Origin of the sequence: Paenibacillus artemisiicola (genome assembly GCF_017652985.1) — a bacterium.
Lineage (GTDB): Bacteria > Bacillota > Bacilli > Paenibacillales > Paenibacillaceae > Paenibacillus_Z > Paenibacillus_Z artemisiicola.
Genome location: NZ_JAGGDJ010000008.1, coordinates 46,998 through 62,122 on the forward strand (window position 1 = coordinate 46,998; position 15,125 = coordinate 62,122).

Annotated in this window: 12 protein-coding genes; 8 read left to right on the forward strand and 4 right to left on the reverse strand. The window is 59.5% G+C overall.

The genetic code is table 11. The features are described from left to right. Positions 1–198 precede the first annotated feature (198 nt). Together I8J29_RS13405 and sda are read left to right on the forward strand one after the other, a co-directional pair. The gene (locus I8J29_RS13405) at positions 199–873 is read left to right on the forward strand and encodes a YheC/YheD family protein (protein ID WP_208848180.1); all 675 of its coding nucleotides are present in this window, start codon (positions 199–201) and stop codon (positions 871–873) included. A gap of 244 nt (positions 874–1,117) precedes the next feature. Beyond that, positions 1,118–1,261 (forward strand): sporulation histidine kinase inhibitor Sda, encoded by a 144-nt coding sequence (gene sda / locus I8J29_RS13410; RefSeq protein ID WP_090640736.1) that lies wholly within the window; start codon positions 1,118–1,120, stop codon positions 1,259–1,261. A 370-nt stretch (positions 1,262–1,631) separates the two neighbouring features. Here the strand turns inward: sda and I8J29_RS13415 are convergent, their stop codons facing one another. Further along, a complete protein-coding gene (locus I8J29_RS13415) occupies positions 1,632–2,627 on the reverse strand; it encodes an NAD(P)/FAD-dependent oxidoreductase (RefSeq protein WP_208848096.1) in 996 nt (331 codons plus the stop codon). Positions 2,628–2,973: 346 nt separating this feature from the next. Between I8J29_RS13415 and I8J29_RS13420 the strand changes: the two genes are divergently transcribed. Together I8J29_RS13420 and I8J29_RS13425 are read left to right on the forward strand one after the other, a co-directional pair. Beyond that, complete coding sequence (locus tag I8J29_RS13420; RefSeq protein WP_208848097.1) at positions 2,974–4,167, forward strand: NAD(P)/FAD-dependent oxidoreductase; 1,194 nt, start codon at positions 2,974–2,976, stop codon at positions 4,165–4,167. Next, on the forward strand, positions 4,167–4,421 hold the full coding sequence (locus I8J29_RS13425) for a hypothetical protein (protein WP_208848098.1): 255 nt from the start codon (positions 4,167–4,169) through the stop codon (positions 4,419–4,421). Before I8J29_RS13420 ends, I8J29_RS13425 begins: the two co-directional genes overlap by 1 nt. Before the next feature lie 80 nt (positions 4,422–4,501). Here the strand turns inward: I8J29_RS13425 and hemQ are convergent, their stop codons facing one another. After that, positions 4,502–5,248: a hydrogen peroxide-dependent heme synthase gene (gene hemQ / locus I8J29_RS13430; RefSeq protein WP_208848099.1), complete on the reverse strand. Its 747-nt coding sequence runs from the start codon at positions 5,246–5,248 to the stop codon at positions 4,502–4,504. Positions 5,249–5,416: 168 nt separating this feature from the next. Here hemQ and I8J29_RS13435 point away from each other — a divergent pair, with 168 nt between their 5' ends. The 4 genes from I8J29_RS13435 to dnaI all read left to right on the forward strand — a co-directional run bounded on the left by I8J29_RS13435 (position 5,417) and on the right by dnaI (position 9,357). Then, entirely contained in the window at positions 5,417–5,722 is a 306-nt protein-coding gene (locus I8J29_RS13435) for a YuiB family protein (RefSeq protein ID WP_090640744.1), read from the forward strand. Positions 5,723–5,838: 116 nt separating this feature from the next. Then, positions 5,839–6,717, forward strand: a complete 879-nt coding sequence (locus I8J29_RS13440) for an alpha/beta fold hydrolase (RefSeq protein ID WP_208848100.1) — start codon at positions 5,839–5,841, stop codon at positions 6,715–6,717. 130 nt (positions 6,718–6,847) lie between these two features. Further along, positions 6,848–8,380 (forward strand): replication initiation and membrane attachment family protein, encoded by a 1,533-nt coding sequence (locus I8J29_RS13445; RefSeq protein ID WP_208848101.1) that lies wholly within the window; start codon positions 6,848–6,850, stop codon positions 8,378–8,380. 23 nt (positions 8,381–8,403) lie between these two features. Then, complete coding sequence (dnaI, locus tag I8J29_RS13450) at positions 8,404–9,357, forward strand: primosomal protein DnaI (protein ID WP_208848181.1); 954 nt, start codon at positions 8,404–8,406, stop codon at positions 9,355–9,357. A 151-nt stretch (positions 9,358–9,508) separates the two neighbouring features. On the opposite strand, the gene I8J29_RS13455 is transcribed toward dnaI, so the two are convergent. Further along, positions 9,509–11,026: an S-layer homology domain-containing protein gene (locus tag I8J29_RS13455; RefSeq protein WP_208848102.1), complete on the reverse strand. Its 1,518-nt coding sequence runs from the start codon at positions 11,024–11,026 to the stop codon at positions 9,509–9,511. Between the two features lie 74 nt (positions 11,027–11,100). Continuing rightward, positions 11,101–15,021 carry a bifunctional 2',3'-cyclic-nucleotide 2'-phosphodiesterase/3'-nucleotidase gene (locus tag I8J29_RS13460; protein ID WP_240546160.1) on the reverse strand — a complete coding sequence of 1,307 codons (3,921 nt, stop codon included), beginning with the start codon at positions 15,019–15,021 and terminating at the stop codon, positions 11,101–11,103. Positions 15,022–15,125: the final 104 nt, after the last annotated feature.

Below are 15,125 nucleotides of genomic sequence, written 5' to 3' on the forward strand. Positions count from 1 at the left end.
ATTAGTCGTCCGCCATCCGCGCTCGAAGGAACGGAAAATTGCCCGGGCAATATCCGACAAGGGTTACAGGCGCCCCGTCTAGCATGCGCGATCTATCAGCCTACCAAATCAGGCGAGTTGACCATATCAATCATCCAAGAGACATAGGGAGAGGAGGCATAAGCTATCGTATAGGAAACCAGGAAGGGGAGGACTATGATGTCGGATGAACAAGGAAGGCAGCTGGCAAGCAAATGGGCCAAGACGGAGGCGCTGCTTTCGCATGCGCAGATCGCGCCGCATATTCCGCCGACCCGGATGTTCACGAAGGATAATTTGAGCAGCATGCTGAGCCAGCATGGCATGGTCGTCATCAAGCCGGTGAAAGGCGCGGGCGGGCACGGGGTCATTAAGGTGTCCCGCGAAGGAGGCAGCTACAAGTATACGTACTATTCGAAGACGAACCGGTTTCAAAGCTTCGACGGACTCTACCGATCGTTGAACTCGAAACGGGGAAAACGCCGGTACTTGATTCAGAAGGGGATTCGCCTGGCGACCATCGGCGGCCGTCCGATCGACTACCGAGTGAAGTACGTCAAGCAGCCGGAAGGGCATTGGGCCATCACGGCGATCGTCGGCCGGCTGGCGAAGCCCGGACTGTTCGTGACGAACATTTGCCGCGGCGGCACGCTGCTCAGCGGATCCGAAGGCATTCGCCGTTCGTTCTCCAAGTCGGTCGTCGTCTCGAAGAAGCGGGAAATGCGGACGCTGACGCAGCTATCGACCGCAGTATTGGAAAGCCGGTTCCCCGGCATCGGGCAGCTCGGCTTCGACTTCGGCATCGATCAATCCGGTAAGATCTGGATCTTCGAAGTCAATACCCGGCCTCAATAATCTCCTAATATAATCGATTGATAGGTTGATAGAAGGCCATTAAACTTTTTTATCAAAAATGGATATTTGTTCCCTGTGTATAAACGTATCCACAAATCCCCAACGATATTTCCTGTTTTTTCGACGATTATTCACAACGTATTCACATGCTGTCCACATGGGCGTGTGGATAATCGGAACGCTTGTTCTAGGACTCTGGGACATGCTAAGATGAACTGGAAGTAAGAGGAAGGGGGGCTGTGATATGGAACAGCTGTCTGATGAATTGCTGCTCGATGCTTATATCGCCGCAAACAAGTACAACCTGGAGCCTGAGTTCATCGAGATGTTGAAGGCCGAACTGCTGCGCAGGCAGATCAGTCCGGACGCCTATCGCAATTCGGCTTAGCTCGGATCCAGCCCTTCCGATTAACTCCATTTTCGCACCGCGGCTTCAAACGCTGCGCCGCACTGGCGACAGTACGCGACATGGCTGCAGCTTTGGGCCGCCGACATCCTTTCCTCCATCGTCATATCCGTAACCCAATCGACATCATCCGGCTGATAAGGCGAATACGGTCCCGTAAAATCGGCCGTACGGCCCAAATCGTCGACCGCCGACGCGCACGCCGGACAGGGAACGGCCAGCTGTTCCAACCCGTTGCAGATCGGACATAACATAATTAAAGGGTACCCTCCTCAGCCCGAGCGGAACGCTCGCATCATGTTGGCTAACGGTAGGATACCCTTTTTATTTTCGTATTGATACGCCGCTCCGGTTACAGCTTCATGCTGCTGCTGTGGCCGGGCGACAGCTTGGCCGTCGGGTCGACGTACACCTTGGCGTTATTGATGGCCGTCGGCGCTTCGCCGAAGCCGACGGCGATCAGCTTCAATTTGCCGGGATACGTGGTGATGTCGCCGGCCGCGAATATGCCCGGAATGCTCGTTTCCATGCGCGAATCAACGAGAATGGAGCCGTTGTCGATGTCCAAGCCCCACTCGGCGATCGGTCCGAGCGCCGAGACGAAGCCGAAGTTCACGATGACGTCGTCGATCGCCAGCTCTTCGGACTCGCCCGTCTTGACGTGCCGAAGCGTCGTGCTTTCGATCCGATCCGGCCCGCTAAGCGCCGCTATCTCGTACGGCGTCCGCACGCGGACGCTGGATTTCATCAGATTCTCGACGCTATGCTCATGCGCCCTGAATTTGTCGCGCCGGTGAATCAACGTGACGCTCGCCGCGATCGGCTCCAGCATGAGCGACCAGTCGACCGCCGAGTCGCCGCCGCCGCTGACGAGCACGTGCCGGCCGCGGAACCGGCTTAAGTCGCTGATGAAGTAATGCAGGTTCTGCTTCTCGAAGCGCGCCGCTTCCTCCAGCTCCAGCCTGCGGGGTTCGAACGCGCCGACGCCGGCCGTAATGATGACGGACTTGGCATAATGGGTCGTCTTGTCCGTCACGATGGCGAAGTCGCGCTCGTCGCGCTTCACGACCTCCAGAACTTTCTCTTCCAATAATATCTCGGGTTCGAACAGCGCCATTTGCTGTTTCAGCTGCTCGACCAGCTCGCCCGCGGTCACTTTCGGAAAGCCGGCGACGTCGTAAATATGCTTCTCGGGGTACAAAGCCGCGAGCTGGCCGCCCAGCTGCGGCATGCTTTCGATGATTTTGACGGAAGCCTGGCGCATGCCGCCGTAAAACGCGGCGAACATGCCGGCCGGGCCGCCGCCGATGATGGCGATATCGACTTGCGGGGAAGCGGAACTGGACACGGTCTACACCTCCAAAAAGTTGAAAATCATCACGGAAGATCCGCCTTTCTTTCAGTACATTATATATGGTTTACAAGCCAATTTGAAAGATGGAAATTGGATGTTATTCTAAAGTTTTTCGTATATTTTACCCTTGAAGTTTACGGGAAAAGTTTGTATCATGTGTGGTATTAGTAACGGGGTGTCGAAAGGCGCCGGGCACGTTTTATAACATAAATGAACATGAAGATTCGCACACTACAGGCAAGAAATGATAAATGATTGTCTGTTTTTGCTTGTTTGTGTAAATTTTCACTTACTTAACCTAGAGAAAGAAAAAGACTTTACGAATGGATGGGATACTGCGATGAGCAACATACCGAAAATTGTGATTCTGGGTGCCGGTTACGGCGGCATCCTCACGGCGCTTCGGCTGCAGAAAGAGTTGAATTACAATGAAGCCGACGTCACGCTCGTCAACAAGCACGACTATCATTATTTCACGACTCATCTGCATATGCCGGCCGCGGGTACGGACAAGACGGAAAATGCGCGCGTCAGCATCTCCAAGCTTATCGATGAGTTCAAAATCGACTTCGTGAAATCGACGGTCGTGCAAATCCGGACGCAGGACAAAAAAGTCATCCTCGAGGACGGGACGCTTTCTTACGATTATCTCGTCATCGGCCTCGGGGGCGAGCCGGAGACGTTCGGAATCCCCGGTATGCTCGAATACGCCATGAACATCCGCAGCCTCAACTCGGTCCGGTTGATCCGCGAACATATCGAATACCAATTCGCCCGCTATAAGCGCGAGCCGCACCGTACCGATTATCTGACCTTCGTCGTCGGCGGCGCCGGTTTCACGGGCATCGAATTCGTCGGCGAGCTGGCCGACCGGATTCCGGAGCTGTGCAAGCAGAACGACGTGGACCGCTCGCTCGTCAAAATCTACAACGTCGAAGCGGCGCCGACGGCGCTCCCGGGCTTCGATCCGGAGCTGGTGGAATACGCGATGAACGTGCTGACGAACAAAGGCGTCACGTTCCGCATCGGTACCGCCATCAAAGAATGCACGCCGGACGGCGTCGTCGTCGGGGACAACGAAGAGATCCGCGCGGCGACGGTCATCTGGGCGGCAGGCGTCCGCGGCAACCGGCTGATCGAAGAAGCGGGCATCGAGACGATGCGCGGCCGCGTGAAGGTCGACGAATTCCTTCGCGTGCCCGGTCACGAGAATATCTATGTCGTCGGGGACAATTCCCTGATGTTCAATCCGGAGGGCCGCCCGTATCCGCCGACCGCGCAAATCGCCATGCAGCAGGGCGTCGTCTGCGCGCATAATCTGGTGGCGTCCATCCGCAACCAGCCGCAGAAGAAGTTCGAGTTCAAGAACAAAGGCACGGTCGCGTCCTTGGGCAAGGGCGAAGCGGTCGGGCTGGCGTTCGGCAAGAAGTACAAGGGCCGCGTGGCGGCTTGGCTGAAGAAGATGATCGATATCCGCTACCTTTATATCATCGGCGGGATTCCGCTCGTGCTCCGCAAAGGGAAATTCCTGTAATGCGCCACTGCAGCGTGCAGGTGCGCGGGCTGCTGACGCGAGAGGAGCTGGACCGGTATAACGCGCTCATGGAGGTCGGATCGTTCCTGGAGTCGCAGAACCGCTATGATCTCGCGTATACGGTGCAGAAGGAAGTCGATCTGCTCATTCTGCCGGCGATCGAGCGGCTGAAGGAGAAGAGCCGCGAGCGCGACCGTCAGACGGAAGCATACCTGGAAGCGAAGCGGCTGCTTGAAGAGGACGACGAGGATTAAGCGGATTTATATAGAAGAAAGCGGATGGAACCCGAAGGCCTCCATCCGCTTTTTTTTGGCGTAATCGCAGGAACGCCGGCTTAAACGCGGAGCATCTCCGCGACCTTCTCTTCGGTCAGGCGGTTGCCGACGTAGAAGTCGCCGAAATCGCCGAAGCGCGCGCTCACTTCATCGAAGCGCATTTCATACACCAGCTTCTTGAACTGCAGCGCCTCGTCCGCGAAGAGCGTGACGCCCCATTCCCAGTTATCGAAGCCGACGGAGCCGGTGATGATCTGTTTGACTTTGCCGGCGTACTTCCGGCCGATCATGCCATGGCTGCGCATCATTTCTTTGCGCTCGTCCATCGACAGCATGTACCAGTTGTCGTTGCCTTGGCGGCGCTTGTTCATCGGATAGAAGCAAATATGGTTCCATTTCGGCAGAATCGGCTTCAGGCGCGCGACGATTTCCGGGTTTTGCAGCGGGTCGGAGCCAGGCTGGCCCATGTAGTTGCTCAGCTCGACGACGCTGACGTACGAATGCGCCGGAATCGTGAACGCGGCGAACGCGGATTTGTTAAACGCCGTCTCGAGCTCGTTCAGCTCCTCGAGCGTCTCGCGCAGATGCATCAGCACGAAATCCGCCTTCTGGCCGACGATGGAATAGAACGCGGTGCTGCCTTGCTTGCCGTCTTCGACGGACTGCCACTGCTTGAGGAACGCGTTCAGCTCGTCCAGCGCGAGACCGCGCTCTTCGTCGTCCGCCGCGGTCCACGCGATCCAGTCGATGGAGCGGAAATCATGCAGCGCGTACCAGCCTTCCAGCGTTTGAGCCGCTTCACTCATTTGTCATCTCTCCTGTCTGTTTTTGCGATACTAACCCATGTCGCATTCATTGTATCCCAACGGCGGCGGCGAGAGCAAATGGCGGACTTGTGACAACATGGCATTAGAAATTGACTTCCAATTCGCCATCTACTACACTATTTGTAGCGAAAGGGGAAGAGTTTCCGCATGAATACGGATGTTAACATTTTGCAGCTCGTCATCGCGACGGTATTGTTTTTCGTGATGATGTTCGGAATCGGGTTCATCTTGAACATGCTGCTCAAAACGACCTTTTTTCCGATATATTTATTCCTGATCGTGCTGGTGCCGGTCTTCATCTGGCAAACCTGGGACAACTCGAAGACGTTCTCGGGCAATTTCACGTCCTTCACGTTCGTCGATATCTTGCCGGGCATCGGCGCCTTGATCGGCGCGTACATCAGCGGCACGACGATTCGCCTGCTTCGCCGCGGCGGGTACAAAATGTTCTAGGACGCAAGAACGGCTTCCGGTACGGCCATACTAAGGGAAAACGCGGGCGATGACGGCCGCGGCACGCGCTGCCGCGGATGATTCGGATCGCCGCGCGCCAACCGAGGTGAAGGGCTGTGCCGTTTTTTCGTATGGGGGATGTCGAGCTGCACCGGCATGAACCGGCCGGCGGCGGGAAGGACGGGACGATCGTCTGCGTCCATCCGCCTTGCCTGACGGGCCGGCTGTTCGAGAGCGTCGAGCGCGAGCTGGGGAACGGGCTGCGGACCGTGCGCTGGGATGTTCGCGGCCACGGCCGGAGCAGTGCGGGAAGCGCAAGGCTGACGCTGGCCATGATCGCCGAGGATATGCGGCATCTGCTGGACGATACCGGCGCGAAGCGGGCGTACGTCTGCGCGTACGGAGCCGGCGCGCCGGCCGCGCTTACCGCGCTGCTGCTCCATCCGGAGCGCTTCGCGGGCGCCGTGCTGCTGTCCGGCAGCCTGCCGTACGCCGACATCCGAAGCCGCTCCAAGCTGCAGGCGGCGTACGTGTCGAGCCTGCTTGCGCCGAAGGGGCCGATCGCGTTCCGGGCGGCTTGGCACGAGGGGCGGACGCGAGCGGAGTTCGAAGAGCTGCGGCAGGAGGCGAGCTTGGGCGACCCCGGCAAGTGGCGGGATTACGCCGCGGCATGTTTGGACGGCCGGCTGGACAGGCAGATTCGCCAGATCAAGCAGCCGGTGCTGCTGCTCTACGGCGCGAAGGATGCGGCAGGGGCGGACCACGCGGCGCGGCTGCACCGGCTGCTGCCGAACAGCGAGCTGTACGGGATTATCGGCGCGAAGGGCCAGCTGGCGACGCGCGAACCGAAAACGACGGCATTCGTCATCCGGCAGTGGTCGGACAAGCAGGCGCATCCGGAAATCGCCGATACGCACGAGGAGCGCGAGCAGCTGCTGCGGGAGCTGGCCGAGCACGGCGCCAAGGAGCCGGGCCGAGCCGGGCTGGTTCATTGAAGGCCGAAACGAATCGAGGGAAAATTCCCTGTCCCCAGGGGAATTTTCTTTTTTTTGCGTCCTGAAACGGACGTCTCTTTTATGATAAACTAGGTACAAGAATCCAAGACGGACGGAGTCGAGGAATGAGATGCGGATCGGCAGCATGCACCAATTCACGGAACATCACCGCTTTTACACCTTTCGCGCTTTTTCGCTAAGCGCCGTCGACCGGAAGATGATCGGGCTAATCTATCAATCCATGGTCGGCGCGTTCGCGGCCGGTCTCTATCAGCTGCTCTACCAGCAGGTGGCGGAGGACCGCGTGGGCTATTCGCTGCTGGAGCCGCAGCGGAAGCTGCTGCTCGGGCTGGGGCTCGACATGCACGAACGGGGCCGGCAGGAGCTGGCGAATCAGGCGTCGCGGCTCGAGGCGGTCGGCCTGCTTCAGGTGACGCGCCTCGGTGTGCCGGATAACGACGACGTCGTGTACGAATACGAAATCGCGAAGCCGCTGTCGCCGGACGAGTTCTTCGACAGCCCGCATCTGACGCTGCTGCTGCGGGACAAGGTCGGCAAGCATGCGGTCATCGCGCTGCGGGAATCGTTTTACGCCAAGGAAGCCGACGAGCTGGCGGGCGCGGAGCTGACGCGGGAGAACATTTCGGTGCCGTTCTACGAGCTGTTCCGGCTCAACGCGCAGGGCTTCGATCCCGAGCTGGAGCAGGCTTTGACGGAGGTGGCGCCCGCGAGGCAGCCGGTGCCGAAGCCGCAGCAGACCGAAACCGCCGGCATCCAGTACGGCGAGATCATCATCCGCTTCCCGCGCAATTCCGCGAACCGGCAGTACGTCGAGCGCCTGCGCGGCAACGAGGAAGCGATGGCGCAGCTCAACTACGTGGCGTACAAGTACAGCCTGAGCGTCGTGGATTTGTGCCGGCTGCTCGACGAGGACGACGTGTTCGCGGCCGGCGGCGAGCTGCTGCTCGACGAGCTGCAGCTTCGGGGCAATCAGCTGTACCGGCAGGACCGCAAGCGCAGCGACGAGCGGCAGCGTCTGTACGGCCGGCTCGAGGCCGTCAAGGCCGAGGAAGGCAAGCGAGCCGACGCCGGCGACGACGTGCCCGAGGAAGTGGCCGTTCAGGCCGAATTCTACATGGACGTGCCCGCGCAGCTGGCCGGGCGCTGCGACATTCACCAATACAACATGCTGATGCGCAACGAGCCGCATACGCGGTTCATTACGCGTTTCTTCCCGGGGGCCGTGCCGGAATGGCTGATCCGGGTGTTCGAGGTCATCGATCATAATTACCGGCTGCAGGGCGCCGTCATCAACGTGCTGATCCATTACGTGCTCGGCATGAACGACGCGCAGCGCGTGACGAAGACGTACATCGACGCCGTCGCTTCCAACATGCTGGTGAAGGGCATCGATTCCTTCGAACGGGCCGTCGGCTACGTCAGGGAACAGCTGAAGCTGGAGCAGGACAAGGAACGCCGCAGGGAGCAAGGCGCTTCGGCGCCGCGAAGAAGCGGGGGAAATGCCGCTGCCGCCGCCGCGAAGGGCAGGCGCAAGCCCCAGATTCCGATCATGCCGGATACGCCGAACGGCGCGCCGGTGACGGAAGAGGAGCTGGCGGAAATTCTCCGGGTGGCGCGCAAGCTGGACGGAAAATCAACGTAAGATGAGGTGAGACCGCGATGGCGATGGAATCGTTGGGCGACCTGCTGAAGGCGATGCCGGGCGGCAGGAACGTGAGGGAGCAGGCCGACAGGCTGATGGCCGAGCTGCTGGAGGACCCGCTGGTCGGAAGGCTTCGCGGCAAATATCCGGAGCTTGACGACGCGACGATCCGGCTGAATTTGAACCGCGTCTATCAGTGCGCGAAGGAATATCGGAACTGCTCGAATTGTCCGGGGCTCGATCAATGTCCCAATGATTTCGAAGGGCATTACACCGAGCTGACGGTCGAGACGCTCGGCGAGCTGGTGCAGCTGAACGACCGCAAGGTGCCTTGCAAGAAGCTGACGGCCAGACAGTCGGAAACCCGGATTCGCAGCCGCATTCGCAGCTTCTATATCGACGAACGGGCGCTGTCCCAGGGGTATTCCGCGGACGAGATCGTCAAGAAAGACCTGGAGCGCGTGAAGGCCGTCGGACAGATCGTCAATTACATCGACCGCACGAAGGAAAAGGGATTGCAGGCGGAAGGATTGTATTTGACCGGGTCGTTCGGGACAGGCAAGACGTTTCTGATGTGCTATATGCTGCATGAGCTCGCGAAGACGGGTCATACGGGCGCGATCGTGTACATGCCGGAATTCGTGGAAGACATGAAGGCGCTCATGTTCGAGCAGGGCAAGCTGAAGGAAACGATGGATATTCTGAAAGACACGGATCTGCTCGTGTTCGACGACATCGGCGCGGAGAATTTGAATCCGTGGGTGCGGGACCACGTGCTCGGCTCCATCCTGAATTACCGGATGAACCGCAAGCCGACCTTCTATACGTCCAATTATGGCCTCGACGAGATCGAGCAGCATTTCAGCTTCACGAACAAGGACGGGGACGACCTGCATAAAGGCCAGCGGCTGATGGACCGTATCCGGCCGTACGTGCAGCCGGTTCACGTGACGGGGCAGAATAAACGCGGCCGATAACGGGGGCTATAGGCCGTCCCGAAGCCGTGGGTACGCGATAATAATTGAAGCAACCTGCACGTATCAACTTCATTCGCGATACCAACAAAAAAGAGCCTGCCGTTCAGTCGAACGGCAGGCTCTTTCGTATCTTCTCCGGTTGATCGCGGAATCAAGCGAACAGCAGGTTGTACAGCACTTTCGCCGCTTCCGCGCGAATGGCGCTGCTGCGCGGCGTGAAGCGATTGTCGCTGCCGGTCATCAGGCCGGCGTGAACGGCGTCTTGGACGGCTTCCTTCGCCCAGCCGCTTACCGCAGCCGCGTCCTTGAAGCCCGCGAGGTCGGAGGCGGTACCGCCCGCGGCCGAGCCGCTGCGCTTCTCGTAGACGTTGACGATCATGATGGCCATTTCTTGGCGCGTGATCGCCTTCGACGGCTCGAACTTGCCGCCGCCCGTTCCGGTGACGATGCCGTTCTCGTACGCCGCGGCGACGGTGTCGGCATACCAGCTGCCGGCCGGCACGTCGCCGAACGGCGCGGCATTGGACGCCTGGAGGCCCAGCGCGCGGACGAGCATCGTCGCGAATTCGGCGCGGGTAACGTTCGTCTTCGGTTCGAAGGCATCGGACGAGACGCCTTCCACGACATGCTTCGCGGTCAGCTCTTGAATGACGTCCGCCGCCCAATAAGAGGCCGGCACGTCCTTAAATGTCTTCAGATAGGAGAAGACGCCGTATTTGCTGAAATGGCTGACGTCCGCCGTGATGACGCCGTCCTTCACGGTGCCGCCGACGTATTCGATGGCGCCCGCGTCGGTAAGGTAGTAGATGCCGGCAAGACGCGCATTGGCGTCGGCCGTCAGGCGCAGCTGCAGCTGGACCGGCTTGGCGAAGCTCTCCAGCTTCTTCGACGTGCCGTCCTTCAGGACGACGCTCAGCGACAGCTCGTACGCCTGGCCTTGCGGCGAGAGCCCCGCGCCGGCTGCGCCGGCGACGGCCGAAGCCGCTTCAGCGGCGCTCAGCGCGCGAACGTTCAGCGCGAAGCTGGCGTCGCTGTCCGTGCCGGTCAGCTCCGCAAGCGCGGCGAGCACTTCTTTGGGCAGCGTGACGCTGCCGCCGGCGAGCGCGATGCGCAGGCTGTTGTCGCCGACCGTCTGACGGACGGCGGGCGGGAACAGAAGCTGCAGGTTCGCGGCCGTCGATTTGCTCGCATCCAGCGTCGCGATGCCGTTGGCCGGCGCGGAGACGTCGGACGTCGTGAATCTCACCTGCTGGGCGGCAGGGTCGACGGGAGGCGTAACGGGCGGGATATAGACCGTACCGTTGTTGCTCGTGACGCTGAACGTCGCGGTGGAGACGTCGCTTCCTTGGCCCGCTACGACCTGATAATGACCGACTGCCGCGCTCGACGAGAGCGCGAACGAGTCCCGGTACTTGCCTTCGCTCGCCTTAACGGCGTCGAAGAACAGGATGGTCCCGTCGGGATTCAAGACCTTGATGATGACTTCTTGGGCGTTCGTCGTGCCGCTGATCGTAACGGTGCCGCCTTGCGCAAGGCTGGCGATGGCGTCGATGGTCGTGCCGGCCGTCGCGTTGATCGAAGCTTCGGCGGCGAAAGCGGCGGACGGAATCGCCGCGGGAACCGCAAGCGACAAGGCGAGTGCCGCCAGAAGGGCTGCTTTTCTCTTCAACGATGATTCTCCTTTCTGATGAGGCGGCCCGGAACGATCGCAGAGACCGGCTCCGGGCGCGCCTTCGGCATGGATTAAGGGGTTGTCGTGTTGGTGTTCGTAATGCGGCCCTTCAAGTCGGCCGTAATCGTGCCGTGATTGAACGTTTTCAGCACGTATTGGTAGAACGCTTCGATGTCCGTGCTGCCGGCCGTCGGGTTTTTACCCTGCGTCAGCACCGTATAATTGTCGCCGCCCGCGGCCATGAAGTTGTTGACGACCGCCGTGTACTCGGCAGCGTCATCGATCGGCGTGCCGTCTTCCTTGGTCAGGGACGTGACGCGCTCCGCGATCGGCTTGCTGAAATCGGCCGTGTATTTCAAACCGGAGATTTGCAGCGTCTTCGTGTCGGACGGCGAAGCGCCCCATTGCTGCTGGAGCAGCGTCTTGATTTGCGCGCCCGTCAGCGTCATCTTCACGAGCTGATTGCCGAACGGTTGAATACGGAACAGGTCGGAGTATACGATCGAGCCTTTCGGCAGATCCGCGCGAATGCCGCCCGGGTTCATGAACGAGAAGTCGGATTGCATGGCATCCTTCATCGCGTCGGCGATCAGGTTGCCGAGGGCGTTTTCCTGCGTATAGGCATTGGCTTTGGAAATGATGGCCGTCGTCGTGCCCACGGGCTCCAGCAGCTCGGGGTGCCGTTCCAAGGAATCCGACACGATCTTGGCTACTTCCGGATCCGGCGTGATGCCGGCCTGGTTCACGTCGACGATCGTCGCTTCCTTCTTCACGATATCGTGCGTCTCCGGATCGATCTCGAGATCGACGTCCGCGAACGCCGTGCCGTACGAGTAGGCTTGGAAGACCAGCTTGTTGTCGACCGTGCCGTTGACCTTGGCGTGATTGTCGCCGGCGAAGATCACGTCGACTTCATCGTCGACGGCGTTCGCCAGATCGGCGGCTTCGCCGGTAATCGTCGTGCCGCTTTGCGAAGCGGGATCATGCGCCAGGACGACGATCGCTTTCACGCCTTGATTCTTCAGCTCCGCGACGGCCTTATTGACTTCCGGCGCTTGATCCACGATGTTCACCGGTTCAAGGGCCGCCGGCGATACCTTGCTCGGCGTCAGCATCGTAACGAGGCCGATGAAGCCGATTTTCTCGCCGCCGATTTCTTCGACGACGTAAGGCGAGAAGATCGGCTTCTTCGTCGCTTTGTCGATGACGTTCGCATTCACGTAGTCCATCGTCGTTTTATTGAACGTGATGTTACCGTTGATCGGATCCTTGCCGCCGTTCAGCTGCGCCAAGAGCGCCGGCACGCCTTGGTCGAACTCGTGGTTGCCGAGCGTGGCGACGTCGAAGCCGAGCAGGTCGAGCATGTCGAGCGTCGGCTTGTCGCGGTCGAGCGCCGACACCGGCGAGCTGGCGCCGACGGCGTCGCCGTTATGCACGAGCAGCGTGTTCGGGTTCGTGGCTTCGTACTGCTTGAGATAGGTGGCCAAGTAAGCGGCGCCGCCCAGGACATTGCCGCCGGCCGTCGTGGAATAGTCCAATTGGCCGTGGAAGTCGTTGATGCCGAGCAGCTGCACCTTGACGTTTTCGGTCGGCTGCGTGCCGCCGCCGTTCAGGTTCAGCTTGAAGATGCCGAAGCCTTTGTCGTCCTGCTTGTCCAGCGACGTGATGTCCGGGTTGTCCGCCAAGTAGTCTTTCGCCGAAGGAGACGTCGTGAACGTGACGTTGACGTTCCCGTTGATCGGCGCGATCGACCAGTTGCCGTCGGCGGACGGGTTGATCGTCTTCTGCTCCGTAATGTAATCCATCAGGATTTGACGGTTCTCGTCGGCGGAATCGACGACGAGCGGAGAGCCCTTCACGCCCGGGAAGTTGCCGCCGCCGTTCGCGCGGTAGTTGTTGCTGACGACGACGAACTCTTGATCCGGGTCGATCGGCTGTCCGTCGTACCGCAGATTGACGATCCGGCTCGACGAAGCGTCGTTGACCGTGCCGTCCGCTTTGTACTTCGCGGGCTTCGTCACGTCGACTTGGTACGTCACGCCGTCGATGACGTCGAAGTTGAATACCGGGAAGGACGGGTTAAGCAGCGATTGCTCGCCGGTCTTGCTCGGATCGATCTGATTGAACATGCCCGCGGACATGTCCAGCCAGTCTTTCACGACCGAGCCCTTCACTTTGATCGCCTTCAGGGTGTTGTCGTATAGGTACAGGTCGCTCGCGCTCTTGATCGCGAGGTCGCCGGCTTTGATGTCGGTATACTCCGTCGGGCCGTTGCGTCCGGCCTTGAACGGCGCGCCGACGGACAGGATCGGAAGGTCTTTGTCAGGCGAATTGTCGGCTTCCAGCTTCTTCTGGACATACCATTTCTGCGCCTGCGTCACGATTTGGACGGAAGGATCGTCCTGGACGAGCGCGAAGTAGCTGTAGATCGGGGCCGTCGTTTGGCCGATCGCTTGATTGACGTAGGCGATGGTCGCTTCGTGCTCGTCCTTGATCGCGTTGACGATCGCCGGATCCGCGTCGACCAGCGGCTTCTTGTTGACCGAGTCGTAAATGTACTTATTCGAAGATTGCGAATCGACGACCTGCCATTCGCCGTTGACCTGCTTCAAATTCAGATCGATGATGCCGAGGTTCGCGCCGCCGAAGCCGGCTTGGACGGCCGCGACGCCGTTGATCGTGCCTTTGTCGTTGTCGACGCCCGGATACGGCTGGCCTTGCGCGTTCTTGAAGATCGGATCGAGCGCGCTCACGCTGGCGGCCGGGAACACCTTGTGCGTATGGGAGAACGTGATCGCGTCGATGCCCGCCACCTTGCTGAGCGGATAGACGGCGTCTTCGAAGCCTTGGCCGGCGACGGCCGAGCCGTTGAAGCCGGAGTGCGTCAGGGCGATGACGACGTCCGCGCCTTCGGCCTTCATTTCGGGGACGAATTTCTCGGCGGTCGCGACGATGTCCTTGGTGATGACTTTGCCGCTCAGATTGTCCTTGTCCCAATCCATGATTTGCGGCGGAACGAAACCGATGAAGCCGACCTTGACGGTCTGCGAGTTGCCGTTCTCGTCCTTGAACGTTTTGTCCATGATGACGTAAGGCTTATATTTATTGACGTCGTTGTCGGGATTGTCGTCGTGATCGTCCACGTAAACGTTTGCGTTCACGTACGGGAAAGAGGCGTCGTCGGTCGCTTCGTCCAAATAATCGAGACCGTAATTGAATTCATGATTGCCGTAAGTCGCGATATCGTAGTCCATCAGATTCATCGCTTTGTAGGCCGGGTGAACATCCCCGTCCTTGAGCGGGTTGATTTTCGCCATGTAAGTGCCGAGCGGCGTGCCCTGCAGCAGGTCGCCGTTGTCGACAAGCAGCGAGTTCGCGGCTTCCGCGCGCGCTTGCTTCACGAGGGAGGCGGTTTTCACGAGGCCGACCGTATCGGCTGGCGCGTCCTTGAAATAATCGTAGTTCATGAAGTTGGTGTGCACGTCCGTCGTCTCCATGATGCGGAGCTTCAGGCTCGTGCCCCCGATCGTGAGCGGGTCGGCCAGATTGGTGCCGACTTCGGTGAGCTTGCCGGAGTAGGTATCGACGACGAACACTTTGAGCGACAGGCTGCTTCCGGTCGCGTTAAAGTGAGCCGTCAGCTGTTCGCTGCCGGTAATGTCATGCGTAACCGCGGCGATGCCGACGGGCGTCGTGCCGTTGAACAATTCAAAAATGACGGTTTCATCGCCTGCATGTCCGACCGACGTAGGCGTGACGGTGACGGATGCTTTGACCCCGCCGTCGGTTGTCAACGACGGATCCGCGATGACGAACGGGCGATCGGCATTCGGTTCTGCCGTCGTCGCGGCGGACGACTGCGTCGTGACGCTGCCGACTTCCATTGCGGCTTGGGCATGTACCGGAATGGCGATGTATGACGAGGTCAGAAAACCGGCGAGAAGGGAAGCGGCGACTGCGGTCCGCATCATCTTCTTTTGAAGAGATACCATTTTTTAGCAATTCCACCTTTCATTTGGTATAGATGTATTATAACAACGAGAGTGTCATGGCAGATTTAAAAAGATGTTAAAATTTCGAAAAATTTGTCAATTTC